Annotated in this window: 15 protein-coding genes; 5 read left to right on the top strand and 10 right to left on the bottom strand. The window is 74.0% G+C overall.

Features of this window, described 5'->3' with window-relative positions:
- Positions 1-256: 256 nt before the first annotated feature.
- Positions 257-547, top strand: a complete 291-nt coding sequence (locus ACR9ZG_RS13995) for a hypothetical protein (protein ID WP_481285456.1) — start codon at positions 257-259, stop codon at positions 545-547.
- A gap of 66 nt (positions 548-613) precedes the next feature.
- Here the strand turns inward: ACR9ZG_RS13995 and ACR9ZG_RS13990 are convergent, their stop codons facing one another.
- Genes ACR9ZG_RS13990 through ACR9ZG_RS13975 form a run of 4 tightly spaced genes read right to left on the bottom strand, consistent with a single transcriptional unit; the run spans position 614 to position 4,035 of the window.
- Complete coding sequence (locus ACR9ZG_RS13990; RefSeq protein WP_481285455.1) at positions 614-1,576, bottom strand: aldo/keto reductase; 963 nt, start codon at positions 1,574-1,576, stop codon at positions 614-616.
- A complete protein-coding gene (locus tag ACR9ZG_RS13985; protein WP_481285458.1) occupies positions 1,569-2,405 on the bottom strand; it encodes an amidohydrolase family protein in 837 nt (278 codons plus the stop codon). Before ACR9ZG_RS13985 ends, ACR9ZG_RS13990 begins: the two co-directional genes overlap by 8 nt.
- A complete protein-coding gene (locus ACR9ZG_RS13980; protein WP_481285454.1) occupies positions 2,405-3,175 on the bottom strand; it encodes an SDR family NAD(P)-dependent oxidoreductase in 771 nt (256 codons plus the stop codon). Before ACR9ZG_RS13980 ends, ACR9ZG_RS13985 begins: the two co-directional genes overlap by 1 nt.
- Positions 3,172-4,035 (bottom strand): fumarylacetoacetate hydrolase family protein, encoded by an 864-nt coding sequence (locus tag ACR9ZG_RS13975; RefSeq protein ID WP_481285453.1) that lies wholly within the window; start codon positions 4,033-4,035, stop codon positions 3,172-3,174. The genes ACR9ZG_RS13980 and ACR9ZG_RS13975 overlap by 4 nt, the downstream gene beginning before the upstream one ends.
- Positions 4,036-4,123: 88 nt before the next feature.
- Here ACR9ZG_RS13975 and ACR9ZG_RS13970 point away from each other — a divergent pair, with 88 nt between their 5' ends.
- Positions 4,124-5,413, top strand: coding sequence for an enolase C-terminal domain-like protein (locus ACR9ZG_RS13970; protein WP_481285452.1), 1,290 nt, complete (start codon positions 4,124-4,126; stop codon positions 5,411-5,413).
- 9 nt (positions 5,414-5,422) lie between these two features.
- Positions 5,423-6,097 carry a FadR/GntR family transcriptional regulator gene (locus tag ACR9ZG_RS13965; protein WP_481285451.1) on the top strand — a complete coding sequence of 225 codons (675 nt, stop codon included), beginning with the start codon at positions 5,423-5,425 and terminating at the stop codon, positions 6,095-6,097.
- Between the two features lie 10 nt (positions 6,098-6,107).
- On the opposite strand, the gene ACR9ZG_RS13960 is transcribed toward ACR9ZG_RS13965, so the two are convergent.
- Positions 6,108-6,725 (bottom strand): TetR/AcrR family transcriptional regulator, encoded by a 618-nt coding sequence (locus ACR9ZG_RS13960; protein ID WP_481285450.1) that lies wholly within the window; start codon positions 6,723-6,725, stop codon positions 6,108-6,110.
- 99 nt (positions 6,726-6,824) lie between these two features.
- Between ACR9ZG_RS13960 and ACR9ZG_RS13955 the strand changes: the two genes are divergently transcribed.
- The gene (locus tag ACR9ZG_RS13955; protein WP_481285449.1) at positions 6,825-7,598 is read left to right on the top strand and encodes an SDR family NAD(P)-dependent oxidoreductase; all 774 of its coding nucleotides are present in this window, start codon (positions 6,825-6,827) and stop codon (positions 7,596-7,598) included.
- A gap of 134 nt (positions 7,599-7,732) precedes the next feature.
- Entirely contained in the window at positions 7,733-8,716 is a 984-nt protein-coding gene (locus tag ACR9ZG_RS13950) for a zinc-binding dehydrogenase (protein WP_481285457.1), read from the top strand.
- 56 nt (positions 8,717-8,772) lie between these two features.
- Here ACR9ZG_RS13950 and ACR9ZG_RS13945 read toward each other — a convergent pair whose 3' ends face one another.
- The 5 genes from ACR9ZG_RS13945 to ACR9ZG_RS13925 all read right to left on the bottom strand — a co-directional run.
- A complete protein-coding gene (locus ACR9ZG_RS13945) occupies positions 8,773-9,441 on the bottom strand; it encodes a class I SAM-dependent methyltransferase (protein ID WP_481285448.1) in 669 nt (222 codons plus the stop codon).
- Positions 9,442-9,484: 43 nt separating this feature from the next.
- Positions 9,485-10,573, bottom strand: a complete 1,089-nt coding sequence (locus tag ACR9ZG_RS13940; protein ID WP_481285447.1) for an alpha/beta fold hydrolase — start codon at positions 10,571-10,573, stop codon at positions 9,485-9,487.
- A gap of 89 nt (positions 10,574-10,662) precedes the next feature.
- Positions 10,663-12,087 carry an NtaA/DmoA family FMN-dependent monooxygenase gene (locus ACR9ZG_RS13935; RefSeq protein ID WP_481285446.1) on the bottom strand — a complete coding sequence of 475 codons (1,425 nt, stop codon included), beginning with the start codon at positions 12,085-12,087 and terminating at the stop codon, positions 10,663-10,665.
- Positions 12,084-13,784 carry a dipeptide ABC transporter ATP-binding protein gene (locus tag ACR9ZG_RS13930; RefSeq protein WP_481285445.1) on the bottom strand — a complete coding sequence of 567 codons (1,701 nt, stop codon included), beginning with the start codon at positions 13,782-13,784 and terminating at the stop codon, positions 12,084-12,086. The genes ACR9ZG_RS13935 and ACR9ZG_RS13930 overlap by 4 nt, the downstream gene beginning before the upstream one ends.
- A partial coding sequence (locus tag ACR9ZG_RS13925) for an ABC transporter permease (RefSeq protein ID WP_481285444.1) occupies positions 13,781-14,679 on the bottom strand: 899 nt, incomplete at its 5' end. The genes ACR9ZG_RS13925 and ACR9ZG_RS13930, both read right to left, overlap by 4 nt.

The raw sequence follows: 14,679 nt of genomic DNA, 5'->3' as shown, positions 1-14,679 counted from the left end.
GGGGGGGGGGGGGGGGGGTGGTCGGCGTCCCCCCCCCCACCCACCCGTCCGCCCCCGCCCCCCGGGGGGGGGCCTTCCTGCGTTCTGCTGTCCCCTCCTCGCCTACCCGAGTCGTGAGTCGTTGCGAGTTCGGGGCGCGAGAAGTGACATGAGGTCACGAGTGGGCGGGGATCACGGGTGGCATTCTGTCAAGCCCTCGCGGGGCGGCCAGCGCGGTGGTGGAGTGGTGACGTGGGAAGTTCTGGGAGGTGACACCATGGCGGTGACCTTCGAAGGAATCACGGTCGACGACGACCTCGAGGTGATCGCGCTGTCGGACGCGTCCTGGCGGATCAGCGATCGGCGCTACCCGCCGGCCGGGCCGGGCGGCGTTCTCGCCTACGTCGAGCGGGACGCCTACGGCTACGACGTGCTGCTGCTCGGGCAGGGCTGGACGGAGACGCTCTGGGCGGACTGCCCGGAGGTCGCGCTGGCGTGCGTGCAGGCGCGGCGACCGAGCGCGCTGCCCGGCGCGCTCCCGGGCGCGCTGCCGACGGGCGCGGCCTGACCCCCCCGCCGGACGCTCTCACCTGCAGATTTGCGCCACATCGCGGTTTACGACCAGCAGGCACGCTCAGTCGAGCAGGCCGCTCTCGCGCAGCGCGTCCCACGTCGCCGGCGGCGGCGGGGTCGCGGCCAGGGCCGCGTTCGTGCGCACCTCCTCGGGCGTGCGCATGCCGACGACGCGGGTCGCCACGCCCGGGAGGGTGAGCGGGTACGCGAGCGCCGCCTGCGGCAGGGTCGCCCCGTGCGCCTCCACCACGTCGGCGATGCGGTTCGCCCGGGCCAGCAGCTCGTCCGACGCGGGCCGGTAGTCGAACGGCGCTCCCGCGGACGGTCGCGGCACCGCGAGCAGGCCGCCGTTGAAGACCGCCGCGGCCACCAGGCTGCGCCCGCCCGCGGCGGCGAGCAGCGCCTCCACCCGGTCGTGGTCGAGGAGGGTCGCGCGGCCGGCGATCATCGCGGTGTCGATCCCCGTCGTGCTCAGGAGGCGGATGGCCGCGTCGGCGCTGTTCGTGCCGATGCCGACCGCCCGCAGCACGCCCTGGTCCCGCAGGCCGATCAGCGCCTCCGCAGCGGACTCCGCCGCGCCGGGCACGCCGCTCGCGTCGGGGTCGTGCACGTACGCGATGTCGATGCGGTCGAGGCCGAGCCGGGCGAGACTGTCCTCGATCGAGCGCAGCACGCCGTCACGGGTGAAGTCCCAGCGGCGCGTGAGATCGCCCGGCACCTCGAAGATGTCGTCGTCGCGGGCGGCGGGAGGCACGCGCGGCTCCAGCACCCGGCCCACCTTGGTCGACACCACGTACTCGTCGCGCGGCCGGCCGCGCAGTGCAGCGCCCAGCCGTCGCTCCGACAGGCCGAGGCCGTAGTGCGGCGCCGTGTCGAAGTAGCGGATGCCGGCCGCCCAGGCCGCGTCCACGGCCGCCGCGGCGACCTCGTCCGACGTCTCCACGTACAGGTTGCCGAGGCTCGCCGCGCCGAAGCCCAGCTCGGTCAGCCGCAGCCCGGTCCCGGGAAGGTCGCGCTCACGCATCGGATGCCTCCAGGTAGGTGCGCCGGGCGGTGCCGGCGAGCACCGCCTCCTGCTCGTCGGCGGAGAGCCCGCCGATCAGCTCCCGCAGCGCCTCCAGCCAGGCGTCGAGCCCGCGGGTGAGGCGGACGAGCGGCCAGTCGGAGCCGAACATCAGCCGTGCCGGCCCGAAGCGGTCGAGCGCCCACTCCACCGGCCCGCGCAGGTCGTCCGCGCTCCAGGCCGCCCAGTCGGCCTCGATCGCCAGCCCGGAGAGCTTCGCGACGACGTTGTCGAGGGAGGCGAGCGCCGCGAGGTCCGCGCGCCAGGCCGACAGGTCGCCGCCCCTGAGCGGCGGTTTGCCGAGGTGGTCGAGCACGAACCGCGTGCCGGGATGCGCGCGAGCGACCTCCGCGGCCAGGCGCAACTGCTCGGGCAGCATGACGAGGTCGAAGGGGAGGCCGCGCGCGCCCAGCGCGTCCAGCCCGCGACCGACGGCGGCGCGGCCGAGCCACGCAGGGTCCGGGTCCTGGTGCGCGAGGTGACGGATGCCGACGAGGCCCGCGCCTCCCAGCTCCTCCAGCTGACGACCGACGTCGCCCTCCAGATCGACCCAGCCCACGATGCCCCGCACGGCCGCGCCGTCGACCAGGCCCAGGAGGTCGCGGGTCTCGGCGAGCGCGTTGCTCGACTGGACCACGACCGCGCCGTCGATGCCGGCCGCGGCCTGCGCCGCCGCCAGGTCGGCCACCCCGAAGTCACGGTCGATCGCGGCCATCGACACGGGGTCGATCCACGGCTGCGGCGTGCGCGACCGCGTCCACACGTGGGCGTGCGCGTCGAGGACGGCCATCACGACCGCGGGCGGAGGCGCAGCTCGTGCATGCCGCCGTCCACCGCGATGCTCGTGCCGGTGGTCGAGCCGTTCCGCGGGTCGGCGAGGTAGGCGACGGCCTCGGCCACCTCCTCGGCGCTCACCAGCCGGCCGTGCGGCTGACGCGCCTCCAGTGCGGCCCGCTCGGCGACCGGATCGGGCGCGGAGTCGAGCAGGCGTCCTACCCAGGGGGTGTCGGCGGTGCCAGGGTTCACGGCGTTGACGCGGATGCCGTCGGCGAGGTGGTCGGCGGCCATCGCCCGGGTCAGCGCGAGCACCGCGCCCTTGGACGCGCTGTAGAGGGCGCGCTGCGGGAGGCCGGCGGTCGCGGCGATCGAGCACGTGTTGACGATGGCGGCGTGGGAGGAGCGGCGCAGCGCCGGGAGCGCGGCCCGGGAGACGCGGACCAGGCCGAGCACGTTCACGTCGAGCACGCGGCGCCACTCGTCGTCGTCGTTGTCCTCGACGGTTCCCTGCGCGCCGATGCCGGCGTTGTTCACGACGATGTCGATCCCGCCGAGCTCGGTCTCCACGCGGCCGACGGCGGCGCGCACGGCCTCGTCATCGGTGACGTCGGCCGCCACCGCGAGGTCGGCCTCCGCCCCCTCCACCGCCCGGTCGAGCACCGCCACTCTGGCGCCGCCCGCGCGCAGGCGGGCGACGATCGCCGCTCCGATGCCCGACGCACCGCCGGTCACCACGGCGACGAGGCCGTCGAACGGCCCCGTGCCGGCGAACTGCTCCGTCATCGTCGTCCCTCCCCGTCGGCGCGGAACGCCTGCCGCTGGCGGCCGAGTCCCTCGATCTCGATCTCCACCACATCACCTGCGGCGAGGTAGGGGAAGCGGCCGGACAGCGCGACGCCCTCCGGCGTCCCGGTCAGGATGACGTCGCCCGGCTCCAGGGCTGCGTACTGGCTGAGGTGCCAGACCAGGTGGTCGACGTCGAAGACCATGTCGGCGGTGGTCGAGTCCTGACGCGGCTCGCCGTTCACCCAGCTGCGCAGCCGCAGCGCGGACGCGTCGATCTCGTCGCCGGTCACCAGCCACGGGCCGAGCGGGCTGAAGCCGGGAGCGATCTTGCCCTTGCTCCACTGGCCGCCCGACTGCTTCAGTTGCCAGTCGCGCTCCGAGAGGTCGTTCGCGGCGACGTAGCCGGCGATGTGCGCGCGGGAGTCGGCGGGCGAGTCGAGGTAGAGCGCGCGGGTGCCGATGACGACGCCCAGCTCCACCTCCCAGTCGGTCGTCGTGGAGCCGCGCGGGATCTCGACGTCGTCGTCGGGGCCGCCCACGGTGTTCGGCACCTTGAGGAAGAGGATCGGGATGGCGGGAGGCTCGGAGCCGGACTCCGCCGCGTGCGCGGCGTAATTCATCCCGACGCAGAAGATGGCGCCGGGGCGCGCGATCGGCGACCCGCGGCGCAGGCGGCCGGCGTCGGGCAGCTCGGTCAGCTCGCCCGCCGCGACGGCCGCGGCGATGCGCCCCAGCGACGCCGGTGCGAGCGCCTCGCCGTCGAGGTCGGCGGCGATCGGTCGCAGGTCGAGCGCCCGCTCCCCGTCGAACACCACGGGGACCTCGGCCCCTCGGTCGCCCAGTCTGCCCAGTCGCATCCGTTCCTCCTGCGTCGTCGCATCGTCCGAGTTGACGCCCAAACATCCGATGTTTAGGCTCGAGGCAAACATAGCCGGAGGCCCATCCATGAGCAAGTTCACGCGATTCGTCGTCGACGACATCCGCTTTCCGACGTCGACCGACTTCGACGGCTCGGATGCGATGAACCCCGACCCCGACTACTCGGCGGCCTACCTGCGGATCGAGACCGACGCCGGCGACGGGCTGACCGGCCACGGCTTCGTCTTCACCATCGGCCGCGGAAACGACGTGCAGTGCGCGGCGATCGCCGCCCTCGAGCCGTGGATCGCCGGCCGCGACGTGGAGGAGGCGCTGGCCGACCTCGGCGGCGTCTGGCGCGAGCTCGTCCACGATTCGCAGCTGCGCTGGCTCGGACCCGAGAAGGGCGTCATCCACATGGCGATCGGCGCCGTCGTGAACGCGCTGTGGGATCTCCGCGCCAAGCGGGAGGGCGTGCCGCTGTGGCTGCTCCTGGCGCGCCTCTCCCCCGAGCAGCTCGTCGACCTGGTCGACTTCCGGTACCTCAGCGACGCCCTCACCCGGGAGCAGGCGCTGGAGCTCCTGCGCGCCGCGGAGCCGCACCGGGAGGAGCGCATCCAGGCCCTGCTGCGCGACGGCTACCCCGGGTACACGACGACGCCCGGCTGGCTGGGCTACTCGGACGAGAAGCTGGCCAGGCTCAGCCGCGAGGCCGTGGCGGACGGCTTCACCCAGATCAAGCTGAAGGTCGGGGCCGACCTGCAGGAAGACATCCGACGTCTCAGCATCGCCCGGGAGGTGGTCGGCCCGGACATCCGCATCGCCGTCGACGCCAACCAGCGCTGGGACCGCGACGAGGCCATCGCGTGGATCCGCGAGCTGAGCCGGTTCGACCTGGCCTGGGTGGAGGAGCCGACCAGCCCGGACGACATCCTCGCCCACGCGGCGATCGCCGAGGCCATCGCCCCGGTGCCCGTCGCGACCGGCGAGCACGGCATGAACCGGGTGCTGTTCAAGCAGCTGCTGCAGGCGAAGGCGCTGGGTGTGCTGCAGATCGACGCCACCCGGGTGGCGGGCGTGAACGAGAACATCGCGATCCTGCTGCTGGCCGCGAAGTTCGGCGTCCCGGTGTGCCCGCACGCCGGCGGTGTCGGCCTGTGCGAGCTGGTGCAGCATCTGGCGATGTTCGACTCCATCGCCGTCTCCGGCAGCACGGAGGGCCGCATGATCGAGTACGTCGCGCACCTGCACGAGCACTTCGTCGAGCCGGTGGAGTTCGTGGACGCGCACTACCGCGCTCCGAAGCTGCCGGGGTCGGGCGCCGAGATGCTCCCCGCCTCCATCGCCGCCCACCGGCGCGAACCGGTCGCAGGCTAGGCTTCTCGCGTGGCGGTCACGGACGAGGCGATCTCTGCGATCAAGGGGATGATCCTCTCGGGCGAGCTCGTCCCGGGGCAGCGCCTCCCACCGGAGAAGGAGCTGAGCGAACGGCTCGGGCTCTCGCGCAACTCGCTGCGCGAGGCCGTCAAGTCGCTCGAGGTCATCCGGGTGCTGGACGTGCGCCGCGGCGACGGCACGTACGTCACCAGCCTGGAGCCTCGCCTCCTGCTCGAAGCGCTGTCCTTCGTCATCGACCTGCACCAGGACGCGACCGTGCTGGAGATCCTGGAGGTGCGGCGGGTGCTCGAGCCGTACGCGGCTGCGGCCGCGGCCCGGCGGATGAGCCAGGAGCGGCTGGACGCGCTCGAGGCGGAGCTGGCCTCGATCCGCGCGGAGGCGGACGTGGACGAACTGGTGGGCCACGACCTCCGCTTCCACGCCCTCATCTCGACCGCGGGCGGCAACGAATACCTCGCCGGTCTGCTCGACGGGCTCTCCGGCGGAACGGTCCGCGCCCGCGTCTGGCGCGGCATCACCGAGGAGCACGCGGCCGAGCGCACGCTCGCCGAGCACCGCGCCATCCTCGACGCGCTCCGCGAGGGCGACCCGGACCTGGTGCGGGCCGCCGTCACACTGCACATCGGCGGGGTGGAGAGCTGGCTGCGGAGGGCGGTGGAGTAGGGGCACGCCCTCAGGACCGCGCGACCGCCTCCACGCCGCCGGGAAACGCCAGCAGCGCCCGCTCGGCGACCGCCATCAGCGCCCGCCGCGAGGCTCCGGCCGCCGCCTGCACCGCGAGCCCCGAGCTGACGGTGGAGAGGTACCGTGCGAGTTCCGCAGGGCTCTCGCCGGGCGGGAGGTCGCCCTCCGCGCGCGCCCGGCGGAACCGCTCGGCGAACCGCCGCTCCCCCGCCGCCCTGCTGTCGGCGAGGAAGCGCACGATGCGCTGATCCTCGGGACTGCCGGCCAGGCCGCCCTGCACCGAGAGACAGCCCGCCGGCTTGCCGGGCTGCGTGATCGCCACGACGTTGCTGCGGAGGTAGTGCTCGGCCACCGCGCGGGCCGTCGGCTGGGCCAGCGCCTCAGCGACGTACGCCATGTCGACCTCGGCGTAGCGATCGACCGCGCGCCGGAAGGTGGCCTCCTTGTTGCCGAACGCCGCGTACAGGCTCGGCCGGTTGATCCCCATGGCGCCCGTGAGGTCGTCGAGCGTGGTGCCCTCGTAGCCCTGCCGCCAGAACACCTCGATGGCCTTGTCGAGCGCCTCCTCCACGTCGAACGAGCGCGGCCTGCCGCGGACTGCCGTCATGGCGACCCCTTTCTGTACTGCTCTGGAAAAAATTATCGCGCACCGGGAATAGCGCTGCAAGCGGAGTGTTTTCTGTACCAACTGGAACAGAAAGGGACCATGATGAGCACCTCATCCACCTCCATCACCGCCACGACCGACCTCACCGGGAAGAAGGCCCTCGTCACCGGAGGCTCGCGCGGCATCGGCGCGGGCGTCGCGCGCTCGCTCGCCGCCCACGGCGCGACCGTCGCGATCACGTACTGGTCGTCGCCCGAGCGCGCGGAGGGCCTGGTCGCCGAGATCACGGCCGCCGGCGGCACGGCGGTCGCCGTCAGGGCGAACAACGGCGACGCCGACGCGGCCCGGCAGGGCGTGCGCGACGCGGTCGACGCGCTCGGCGGCCTCGACATCCTCGTCAACAACGCGGGAGGCGGCTGGTTCGAGCCGTTCGCCGAGACGCCGGACGAGCACATCGAGCACACCATCGACCTCAACGTGCGCGGCACGGTCTACACCACGCAGGCGGCGCTCGAGAGCATCCCCGACGGCGGCCGCATCATCACCATCGGCAGCGTGAACGCCGAGCGCATCCCCTTCACCGGCGGCGCCGTGTACGGCCTGACGAAGGCCGCGATGGTCGGCTTCACGAAGGGCTTGGCGCGCGACCTCGCGCCGCGCGGCATCACGGCCAACGTCGTGCAGCCCGGCCCGATCGACACCGACGGCAACCCCGCCGCGGGCGACTCCGGCGACTACCTGGCCGCGTTCACGGCGTTCGGCCGCTTCGGGCACAGCTCCGACGTCGGCGAGCTGGTGTCGTGGATCGCGTCCGACGCCGCCGGCTACATGACCGGCTCCGCGGTGACGATCGACGGCGGCTGGACCGCCTGAGCAGCAGAAGGGCGGGGCGCTGCCGCCTGAACGGTCGCTGGGCGAGCGGCGGCGGGGACGCGCGTACGATCGAGCGCGTCCCCGCCCGATCCCTCCCGGAGGTTCCGATGACCGACAGCACCACGCCCGCCACCATGTCCGCCCTCGTGCACCGCTCGTTCGGCGACCCGGCCGAGGTGCTCACGGTGGAGGAGCGGCCGCTGCCCCAGCCCGGGCCCGGCCAGGTGCGGGTGCGGATGCTGCTGTCGCCCATCCACAACCACGACCTGATGACCATCCGCGGCCAGTACGGCTTCGTCCCCGACCTGCCGGCGCCCGCCGGGACCGAGGCGCTCGGTGTCGTGGATGCGCTCGGCGACGGCGTCGACCGGCTCGCCGTCGGGCAGCGCGTCGCCGGCGGCACGTTCGGGGTGTGGGCCGAGTACTACCTCGCCGACGCCGCGGGCCTGGTCCCCGTGCCGGACGGGCTCCCGGACGAGGCGGCCGCGCAGCTGGTGTCGATGCCGTTCAGCGCCGTCAGCCTCCTGCATCGGCTCGACCTGCAGGAGGGCGACTGGCTCATCCAGAACGCCGCGAACGGCGCGGTCGGCCGGATGGTCGCGCGGCTCGCCGCGGTCCGCGGCCTGAACGTCGTCGGCCTGGTGCGCCGCGCCGGCGGCGTCGACGAGTTGCGCGAGCAGGGCATCGAGCGCGTGGTCGCGACCGACGACGACGGCTGGCGCGATCGGGTGACCGCGATCACCGGCGGCGCGCCGATCCGGGTGGGCGTCGACTCGGTGGGCGGCTCCGCCTCCGGCGACCTGGCCTCGGTGCTGGGCGACGGCGGGCAGCTGGTGATCTTCGGCGCCATGGCGTCCGGGCGGGTGGAGGTGGCGACCTCCGACATCCTGTTCCGCGGTGTGACCGTCCGTGGGTTCTGGGGCAGCGCGGTCGGCAAGGAGCTGACGCCGGAGACCCGCGGGGCGCTGTTCCAGGAGCTGTTCGCCCGCGTCACGGACGGCACGCTCACCCTCCCGGTCGACAGCATCCACCCGCTCGCGGAGTCGCGCGCGGCGGTCGAGGCGAGCGGGCGGCCCGGCCGCGTCGGCAAGGTGCTGCTGCGCGGCGCCGAGTCGTGAGCTGATGTCGCTTCTCGCGCCCGCAACCCGCATCCACTCACGACTCGGCAGAGCGGTCACGCGCGCGCGATGCCCGCGATCTGCGGGTTGAACGGCAGGAGCGGGGTGTGCACGCGGTAGCGCTGCACGTCGACGCTTGCGAAGCCGGCCTCCCGGATGAGGCCCTCGAGGTCGCGCTCGCACGAGCAGCCCTCGAACGTCCAGGCCCAGGGTCGGCGGACGAGGCGCTGCGCCGCCCGGGTGAGCGTGCCCTCGCCGGCGACGACGTGCTCCACGAAGCGGAAGGTACCGCCCGGCCGCAGGATGCGGCGCACCTCCGCGAGCACCGCGGCCGGGTCGCCGACCGAGCAGAGCACGAGCGACGAGATGACCGCGTCGACGCTGCCGCTCGGGAGGCCGGTGTCCTCTGCGGTGCGTTCGCGCAGGTCGAGGCGCACGCCGCGATCACGGGCGGCGGTCTCCAGGCGCGGGTGCATGTAGCGGTTCGGCTCGATCGCGATCAGGGTGCAGCCGGGCGGGAGGTGGCGGAGGTTCGCGCCGACGCCGGGGCCGAGCTCCACGACCTCCGACGGGAGGCCCGCATAGACGCGTCGCTTCCGGACGCGCAGGCTGCGCTCCAGGTACGGGCCCATCAGACCGAAGAAGGCGGCGTTGAACCGGCCGCGGCCGCGGTGCAGCGCGAAGCCGGTGGTGGACGGGGTGGAGGTGCTGGTCGTCTCGCTCATGCCTCCACTCTCCGCGACGGTCGCCGTGCGCGCAGGCGGGGAACTACCCCACTCGGCCGCCCCGCGTCTCCGCGTACCAGGCGGCGATCTGCGCGCGCGACCGCACCCCGAGACGCAGGCGGATGCGCTCGACGTGCCCCTCGGCCGAGCGCTCGTCGATGCCGAGCTGCTCGGCGATCTGCCGGTTCGTGCGGCCGGCGCTGACGAGGGCGGCGGCCTCCAGCTGGCGACCGGTCAGCGGCCCGGCGGCCCGGGCGACCGGCAGCCCGAGGAAGCGCCGGATCTCGCGCACCAGCGCGTCCGCGTCGCCGGCCCACGGGAGGTGCGAGCGGCCCGGCAGCACGACGAGCCGGGCGTCCGGGATGCCCGCGGCGAGCGCCTCCGCCTGCGCGACGGGAGCCGCCCGGTCGTGCGCGCGATGCACGACGAGCGTGGGCGCCGTCACGCGCACGAGGAGGTCGGTGACGTCGAGCTCGTAGCTCAGGGCGAGCAGCGCCCTCGCCGTCGCGGCGGTGGACGAGTCGCGCTGGTACCGGCCGAACGCCTGCCGGGCGGCCGGGCGGGCGTCCGCGGCGAAGACCTCGGTCAGGACGTCGGAGCCGAGACCCCAGTGCGCCTCCACCAGTCCGAGCAGGTGGTCGCGGGCGCTGGGCGGCGAGAGGGCGGCGCCGGACGCCCAGCCGCCGTACAGCACCAGCCTGTGGACCGTCTCGGGATGCGCGGCCGCCCACGCGACGGCGACTGGTGCCCCGAGCGACCAGCCGACGAGGTCCACGGGGCCGGGGAGGGCGTCGGGCGTGGCGAGCACGGCCTCCAGCTGCTCCAGCTCGGAGGCGAGGGAGGGAGGCCGGGTGGCCGGCCCCGACATCCCGCAGCCCGCCCGGTCATAGCGCAGGAGGCGGGAGCCGCGGGCGAGCCCCTCGAGGAAGGCGCGCTCCTCCGGCAGCTCCCAGCCGCGCTCGAGGTGGCCGAGCCAGCCGGAGACGGAGACGACGGGGCGGGTGGCGGCGTCGCGGCCGGAGCCGCCGGGCGCGCCGCGGCCGCCGCGGCCACGGGGGCCGCCACCGTCCACCACGGCGTACGCCAGCTCGCCGCCGCTCGCCGTCGCGGCCCGCCCGATCCGCTGCTGCACGCGCCCATTCTCCACAGGCCGCGATCCACTTGGCACGACACGCCGTCTCGCTCCTCCGCGAGACGGCGTGTCGTGCCAAACGGACCGGGTCAGAAGGACGCGGCGTGCTCGAAGGTCAGGCGCAGCGGCTCCACCGCGGTGTCGAGGTTCGCGCCGCCGCGATAGCGGGTGGCGATGTGGCGCTCGGGCAGGCGCGGGTTCCCGGCACCGAAGAGGCGTTCGCGCAGCGTGCCGGAGCGCTCCCCCTCGGCGGGCAGGCGGCCGCGGCGGCGCAGCTCGGGCACCACGAGCTCGGCGAAGTCGCGGGCGGTGTCGAAGGAGTGGTACTGGCGGAGGTTGATGCCGTCCAGGCCGTCCTCGTCGAGCCAGCGCTCGATCGCGTCGGCCACGGTCTTCACATCGCCCACCACGAGGAAGCGCTCGTCTCGGCCCTGCTTGATGAAGTCGAGCGCCTGCCCCACCGTCGCATCCAGCGGCAGGTACGGCACGCGAGACGCCGGGAACTCCGCCCTGGCCAGCGCCTCCCGCACGGTGATGTCGCGTGGGAACGCGGTCAGGTCGACCGGGAGGCTGGAGTGCGCCAGGATGCCGTCGAGGCTCGCGTGCTGCCGGTACAGCCTCCACTTGTCCTCGGCCTCCTCCCGCGTGCGGCCGACGATGACGCCGGCCATCGCGATGAACTTGACGTCGTCGCGGCGGCGGTGGTGGCGCTCGGCGGCGTCGCGCATGCCGTCGGCGTTGCGGCGGAACTCCTCGCTGGTGCGCCCGCCGGTGAACACGACCTCCGCGTGCCGGCCGGCGAACTCGATGCCCGCCGGGGAGCCCGTCGCCTGGAACAGCACCGGCGTGCGCTGCCGCGACGGGTGCACGATGTGCGGGCCGGCCACGCGGTGCCGCTCGCCGACGTGGTCGATGTAGCGGACCTTCGCGGGATCGGTGAACACGCCGGCCGCCCGGTCCGCGACCACGGCGTCGTCGTCCCACGACCCCTCCCACAGCTTGTAGAGCACGTCGAGGTACTCGTCGGCGTAGCGGTAGCGCTCGTCGTGCGGGATCTCCTGGTCGAGCCCGAAGTTGCGGGCGGCGTTCGGGAGGTAGGAGGTCACGATGTTCCACCCGATCCGCCCCTTGGTGAGGTGGTCGAGGGTCGACATGCGGCGGGCGAAGGCGAACGGAGGCTCGTACGTCGTCGAGAACGTGACGCCGAATCCCAGCCGCTCGGTCACCGCGGCCATGGCCGGGACGAGAAGCAGCGGGTCGAGGTTGGGGCTCTGCAGCCCCTCCCGGAGCGCCGTCTCGGGGCCGCCGCGGAACACGTCGTACGCGCCGATCACGTCGGCCAGGAAGATGCCGTCGAAGCCGCCGTGCTCCAGCAGTTGCGCCAGCTCGAGCCAGTAGTCGAGGTCGGCGAACCGCTCGCGGTTGTTGCCGGGCAACGGCCAAAGGCCGTGGGTGATGTGGCTCACGCACGCCATCTCGAACAGGTTGACGAACAACTGCTTCGGCTCGCTCATGCTGCGGCCTCCTTCTCGATGATGCGCTCGGCGCCGCGGGCGGCCACGGCGGCCGGGTCGAACTCGGGGATGGCCGCGATCAGGGCCTTCGTGTACGGCTGCTGCGGGTGCTCGAACACCTCGACCGGCGTCCCCTCCTCGACCACGATGCCGTCCTTCATGACGAGCACGCGGTCGCTGAGGTGGCTGATCACCCCGAGGTCGTGCGAGATGAAGAGGAACGCCGCCCCCGACTCCCGCTGCAGGGCCGCGAGCAGGTCGAGGATCTGCGCCTGGATGGTGACGTCGAGCGCCGACACCGCCTCGTCGAGCACGATCACGTCCGGCCGCGGCGCGAGCGCCCGCGCGATGGCGACGCGCTGCCGCTGGCCGCCCGAGAGCCGCAGCGGGAACCGCGGCAGCACGCTCTCGGGGAGGCCGACCTCCGCGAGCAGTTCGGTCAGCCGGGCGCGGCGCTCCTCCGCCGACGCGAACGGCTGCGACCGGAGGGCGTCGAGCAGGATGCGCTCGACGGTCCAGCGCGGGTCGAACGAGCTCAGCGGGTCCTGGTAGACGACCGCGATCCGGGCGCGCAGGCTGCGGCGCCGGCTCTCCGGCAGCCGGGACCAGTCCTGCCCGAGCAGCCGGACCTCCCCGCCGTCGATGCCGTCGAGCCCCAGGGCCAGCCGCGCGGTCGTGCTCTTGCCGGAGCCCGACTCGCCGACGATGCCGAGCGTCTCGCCGGCCCGGAGGGCGAACGACACGTGGTCGACCGCGGTCGTGACCGTGCCGTCGGAGGTGTGGAACCGCTTCACGAGGTCGGTCGCCTCCAGCACCACGTCGCCCGGGGCGGGCTTCGGCGGCAGCGGCGGCGCGCCGGGGACGAGCGCGTGCCCCCGCGTCGCCTCGCTCGGCACGGCCGCGATCAGGGCGCGGGTGTACTCGTGCTGCGGGTCGCCGAGCACCTCGGCCGAGGTTCCCTGCTCGACGACCTCGCCGCCGCGCATCACGAGGATCTGGTCGGCGAGCCGGGCGACCACGGACAGGTCGTGGCTGATGAGGACGATGGAGGCTCCGCGCGCCTTCATGCCCTCCAGCTGTGCCAGCACCTGGGCCTGCACGGTCACGTCGAGGGCGGTGGTGGGCTCGTCGGCGATCACGATGTCGGGGTCGAGCGCGATGGCCGAAGCGATCAGGGCACGCTGGCGGAGGCCGCCGGAGAGCTGGTCGGGACGCTGCTTCGCGCGCACCTCGGGGTACGGCACGCCGACCCGCTCCAGCAGCTCCAGCACGCGCTGCCGGCGCGCGGCGCGGTCGCCCCAGCCGTGCAGCTTCAGCGCCTCCGCGATCTCGCGGCCGACCGGCCGGAGCGGGTCGAGGGAGACGAGGGCGTCCTGCAGCACGAAGCCGATGTCGCGGCCCCGGATGCGCCGCCACTGCCGCGCGGTGAAGTGCCGCACGTCCTCGTGGTGGATCTCGAGCGCCTCCGCCTCGACCGTCGCGTTGCGCCCGGCCAGGCCGACCAGGGAGCGCGCGGTCACCGACTTGCCGGAGCCCGACTCGCCGACGATCGCGACACACTCCCCGGGCAGGAGGTCGAAGCTCACGCCCTTCACGACCGGGCGGTGCGCGCCGTCGACCACGAAACCGGTGCGCAGGTCGCGCACCCGCAGGCGCGCGGCCGGCCGGCCGCTGATCTCTCGTTCCGCGATGCTCACGACCGCTCTCCCTTCTCCAGACGGGCTTGGATGTGCCGACCGATCGTCGTCGCTGCGAGCGCCACCGCGACGATCACGAGGCCGGGGATGACGACGAGCCACCACGCCGTCGTCAGGTACGCGCGGCCCGCGTCGAGCAGCGCACCCCACTCGGAGGCGGGAGGCGCGACGCCGAGCCCGAGGAACGACAGGCTCGACGCCCACACGATCGACTGCCCGATCGAGAGCGCGAACACCGCGACCAGCGGACGCAGGGCGTTCGGGAGGATGTGCGCCCGCACGATGCGCAGCCGCGAGTGCCCGAGCGCGGTCGCCGCCTCCACGTAACCGGAGGTGCGCGCGCCGAGGATCTGGCCGCGGATCATGCGCGCGTAGCCCGGCGCGGTGCCGATCCCGACCGCGAGGACCTGCGTCGCGGCGCTCGGGCCGGCGATGGCGATGAGGAGCAGGGCCAGGAGCAGCGCCGGGAAGGCGAACAGGACCTCCACCAGCCGGTCGATCACGAGCGCGACCGGCCGGACGCCGAGCGCCGCGAGGGTGCCGAGCACGAGCGCCAGCCCGACGCCGACCGCCGCGGCGCCGAGGCCGATGGTGAGGGAGTCGCGCGCGCCCCACACGACCCGCGTGTACAGGTCGCGGCCGGACTCGTCGGTGCCGAAGGGGTGCGCGAGGCTCGGCGGCTGGAGGGCCGCCTGGTAGTCGATCGCGGTCGGCAGCTGCGTGGTCAGCGCCTGCGGCGCGAGGACCGCGACGAGCAGCAGCAGCGCGAAGGCGATGGCGAGGTACCTGTCTCTTATACACATCTCCGAGCCCACGAGACCGAGGCTGAGGTCGGATGCCGTCGTCGGCTTGAAAAAAAAAGGGGGGGGGGGGGGGGGGGGGGGGGGGGGGGGGG

The organism is Leifsonia sp. KNZ12-8B, assembly GCF_056755495.1.
This window is presented reverse-complemented; position numbering and strand designations above follow the sequence as displayed.

Excerpts from the sequence above, each read along its gene's own strand:
- ACR9ZG_RS13995 (WP_481285456.1), top strand. The coding sequence starts at position 257 with ATGGCGGTGACCTTCGAAGGAATCACGGTCGACGACGACCTCGAGGTG.
- ACR9ZG_RS13990 (WP_481285455.1), bottom strand. The coding sequence starts at position 1,576 with ATGCGTGAGCGCGACCTTCCCGGGACCGGGCTGCGGCTGACCGAGCTG.
- ACR9ZG_RS13985 (WP_481285458.1), bottom strand. The coding sequence starts at position 2,405 with ATGGCCGTCCTCGACGCGCACGCCCACGTGTGGACGCGGTCGCGCACG.
- ACR9ZG_RS13980 (WP_481285454.1), bottom strand. The coding sequence starts at position 3,175 with ATGACGGAGCAGTTCGCCGGCACGGGGCCGTTCGACGGCCTCGTCGCC.
- ACR9ZG_RS13975 (WP_481285453.1), bottom strand. The coding sequence starts at position 4,035 with ATGCGACTGGGCAGACTGGGCGACCGAGGGGCCGAGGTCCCCGTGGTG.
- ACR9ZG_RS13970 (WP_481285452.1), top strand. The coding sequence starts at position 4,124 with ATGAGCAAGTTCACGCGATTCGTCGTCGACGACATCCGCTTTCCGACG.
- ACR9ZG_RS13960 (WP_481285450.1), bottom strand. The coding sequence starts at position 6,725 with ATGACGGCAGTCCGCGGCAGGCCGCGCTCGTTCGACGTGGAGGAGGCG.
- ACR9ZG_RS13955 (WP_481285449.1), top strand. The coding sequence starts at position 6,825 with ATGATGAGCACCTCATCCACCTCCATCACCGCCACGACCGACCTCACC.
- ACR9ZG_RS13950 (WP_481285457.1), top strand. The coding sequence starts at position 7,733 with ATGTCCGCCCTCGTGCACCGCTCGTTCGGCGACCCGGCCGAGGTGCTC.
- ACR9ZG_RS13945 (WP_481285448.1), bottom strand. The coding sequence starts at position 9,441 with ATGAGCGAGACGACCAGCACCTCCACCCCGTCCACCACCGGCTTCGCG.
- ACR9ZG_RS13935 (WP_481285446.1), bottom strand. The coding sequence starts at position 12,087 with ATGAGCGAGCCGAAGCAGTTGTTCGTCAACCTGTTCGAGATGGCGTGC.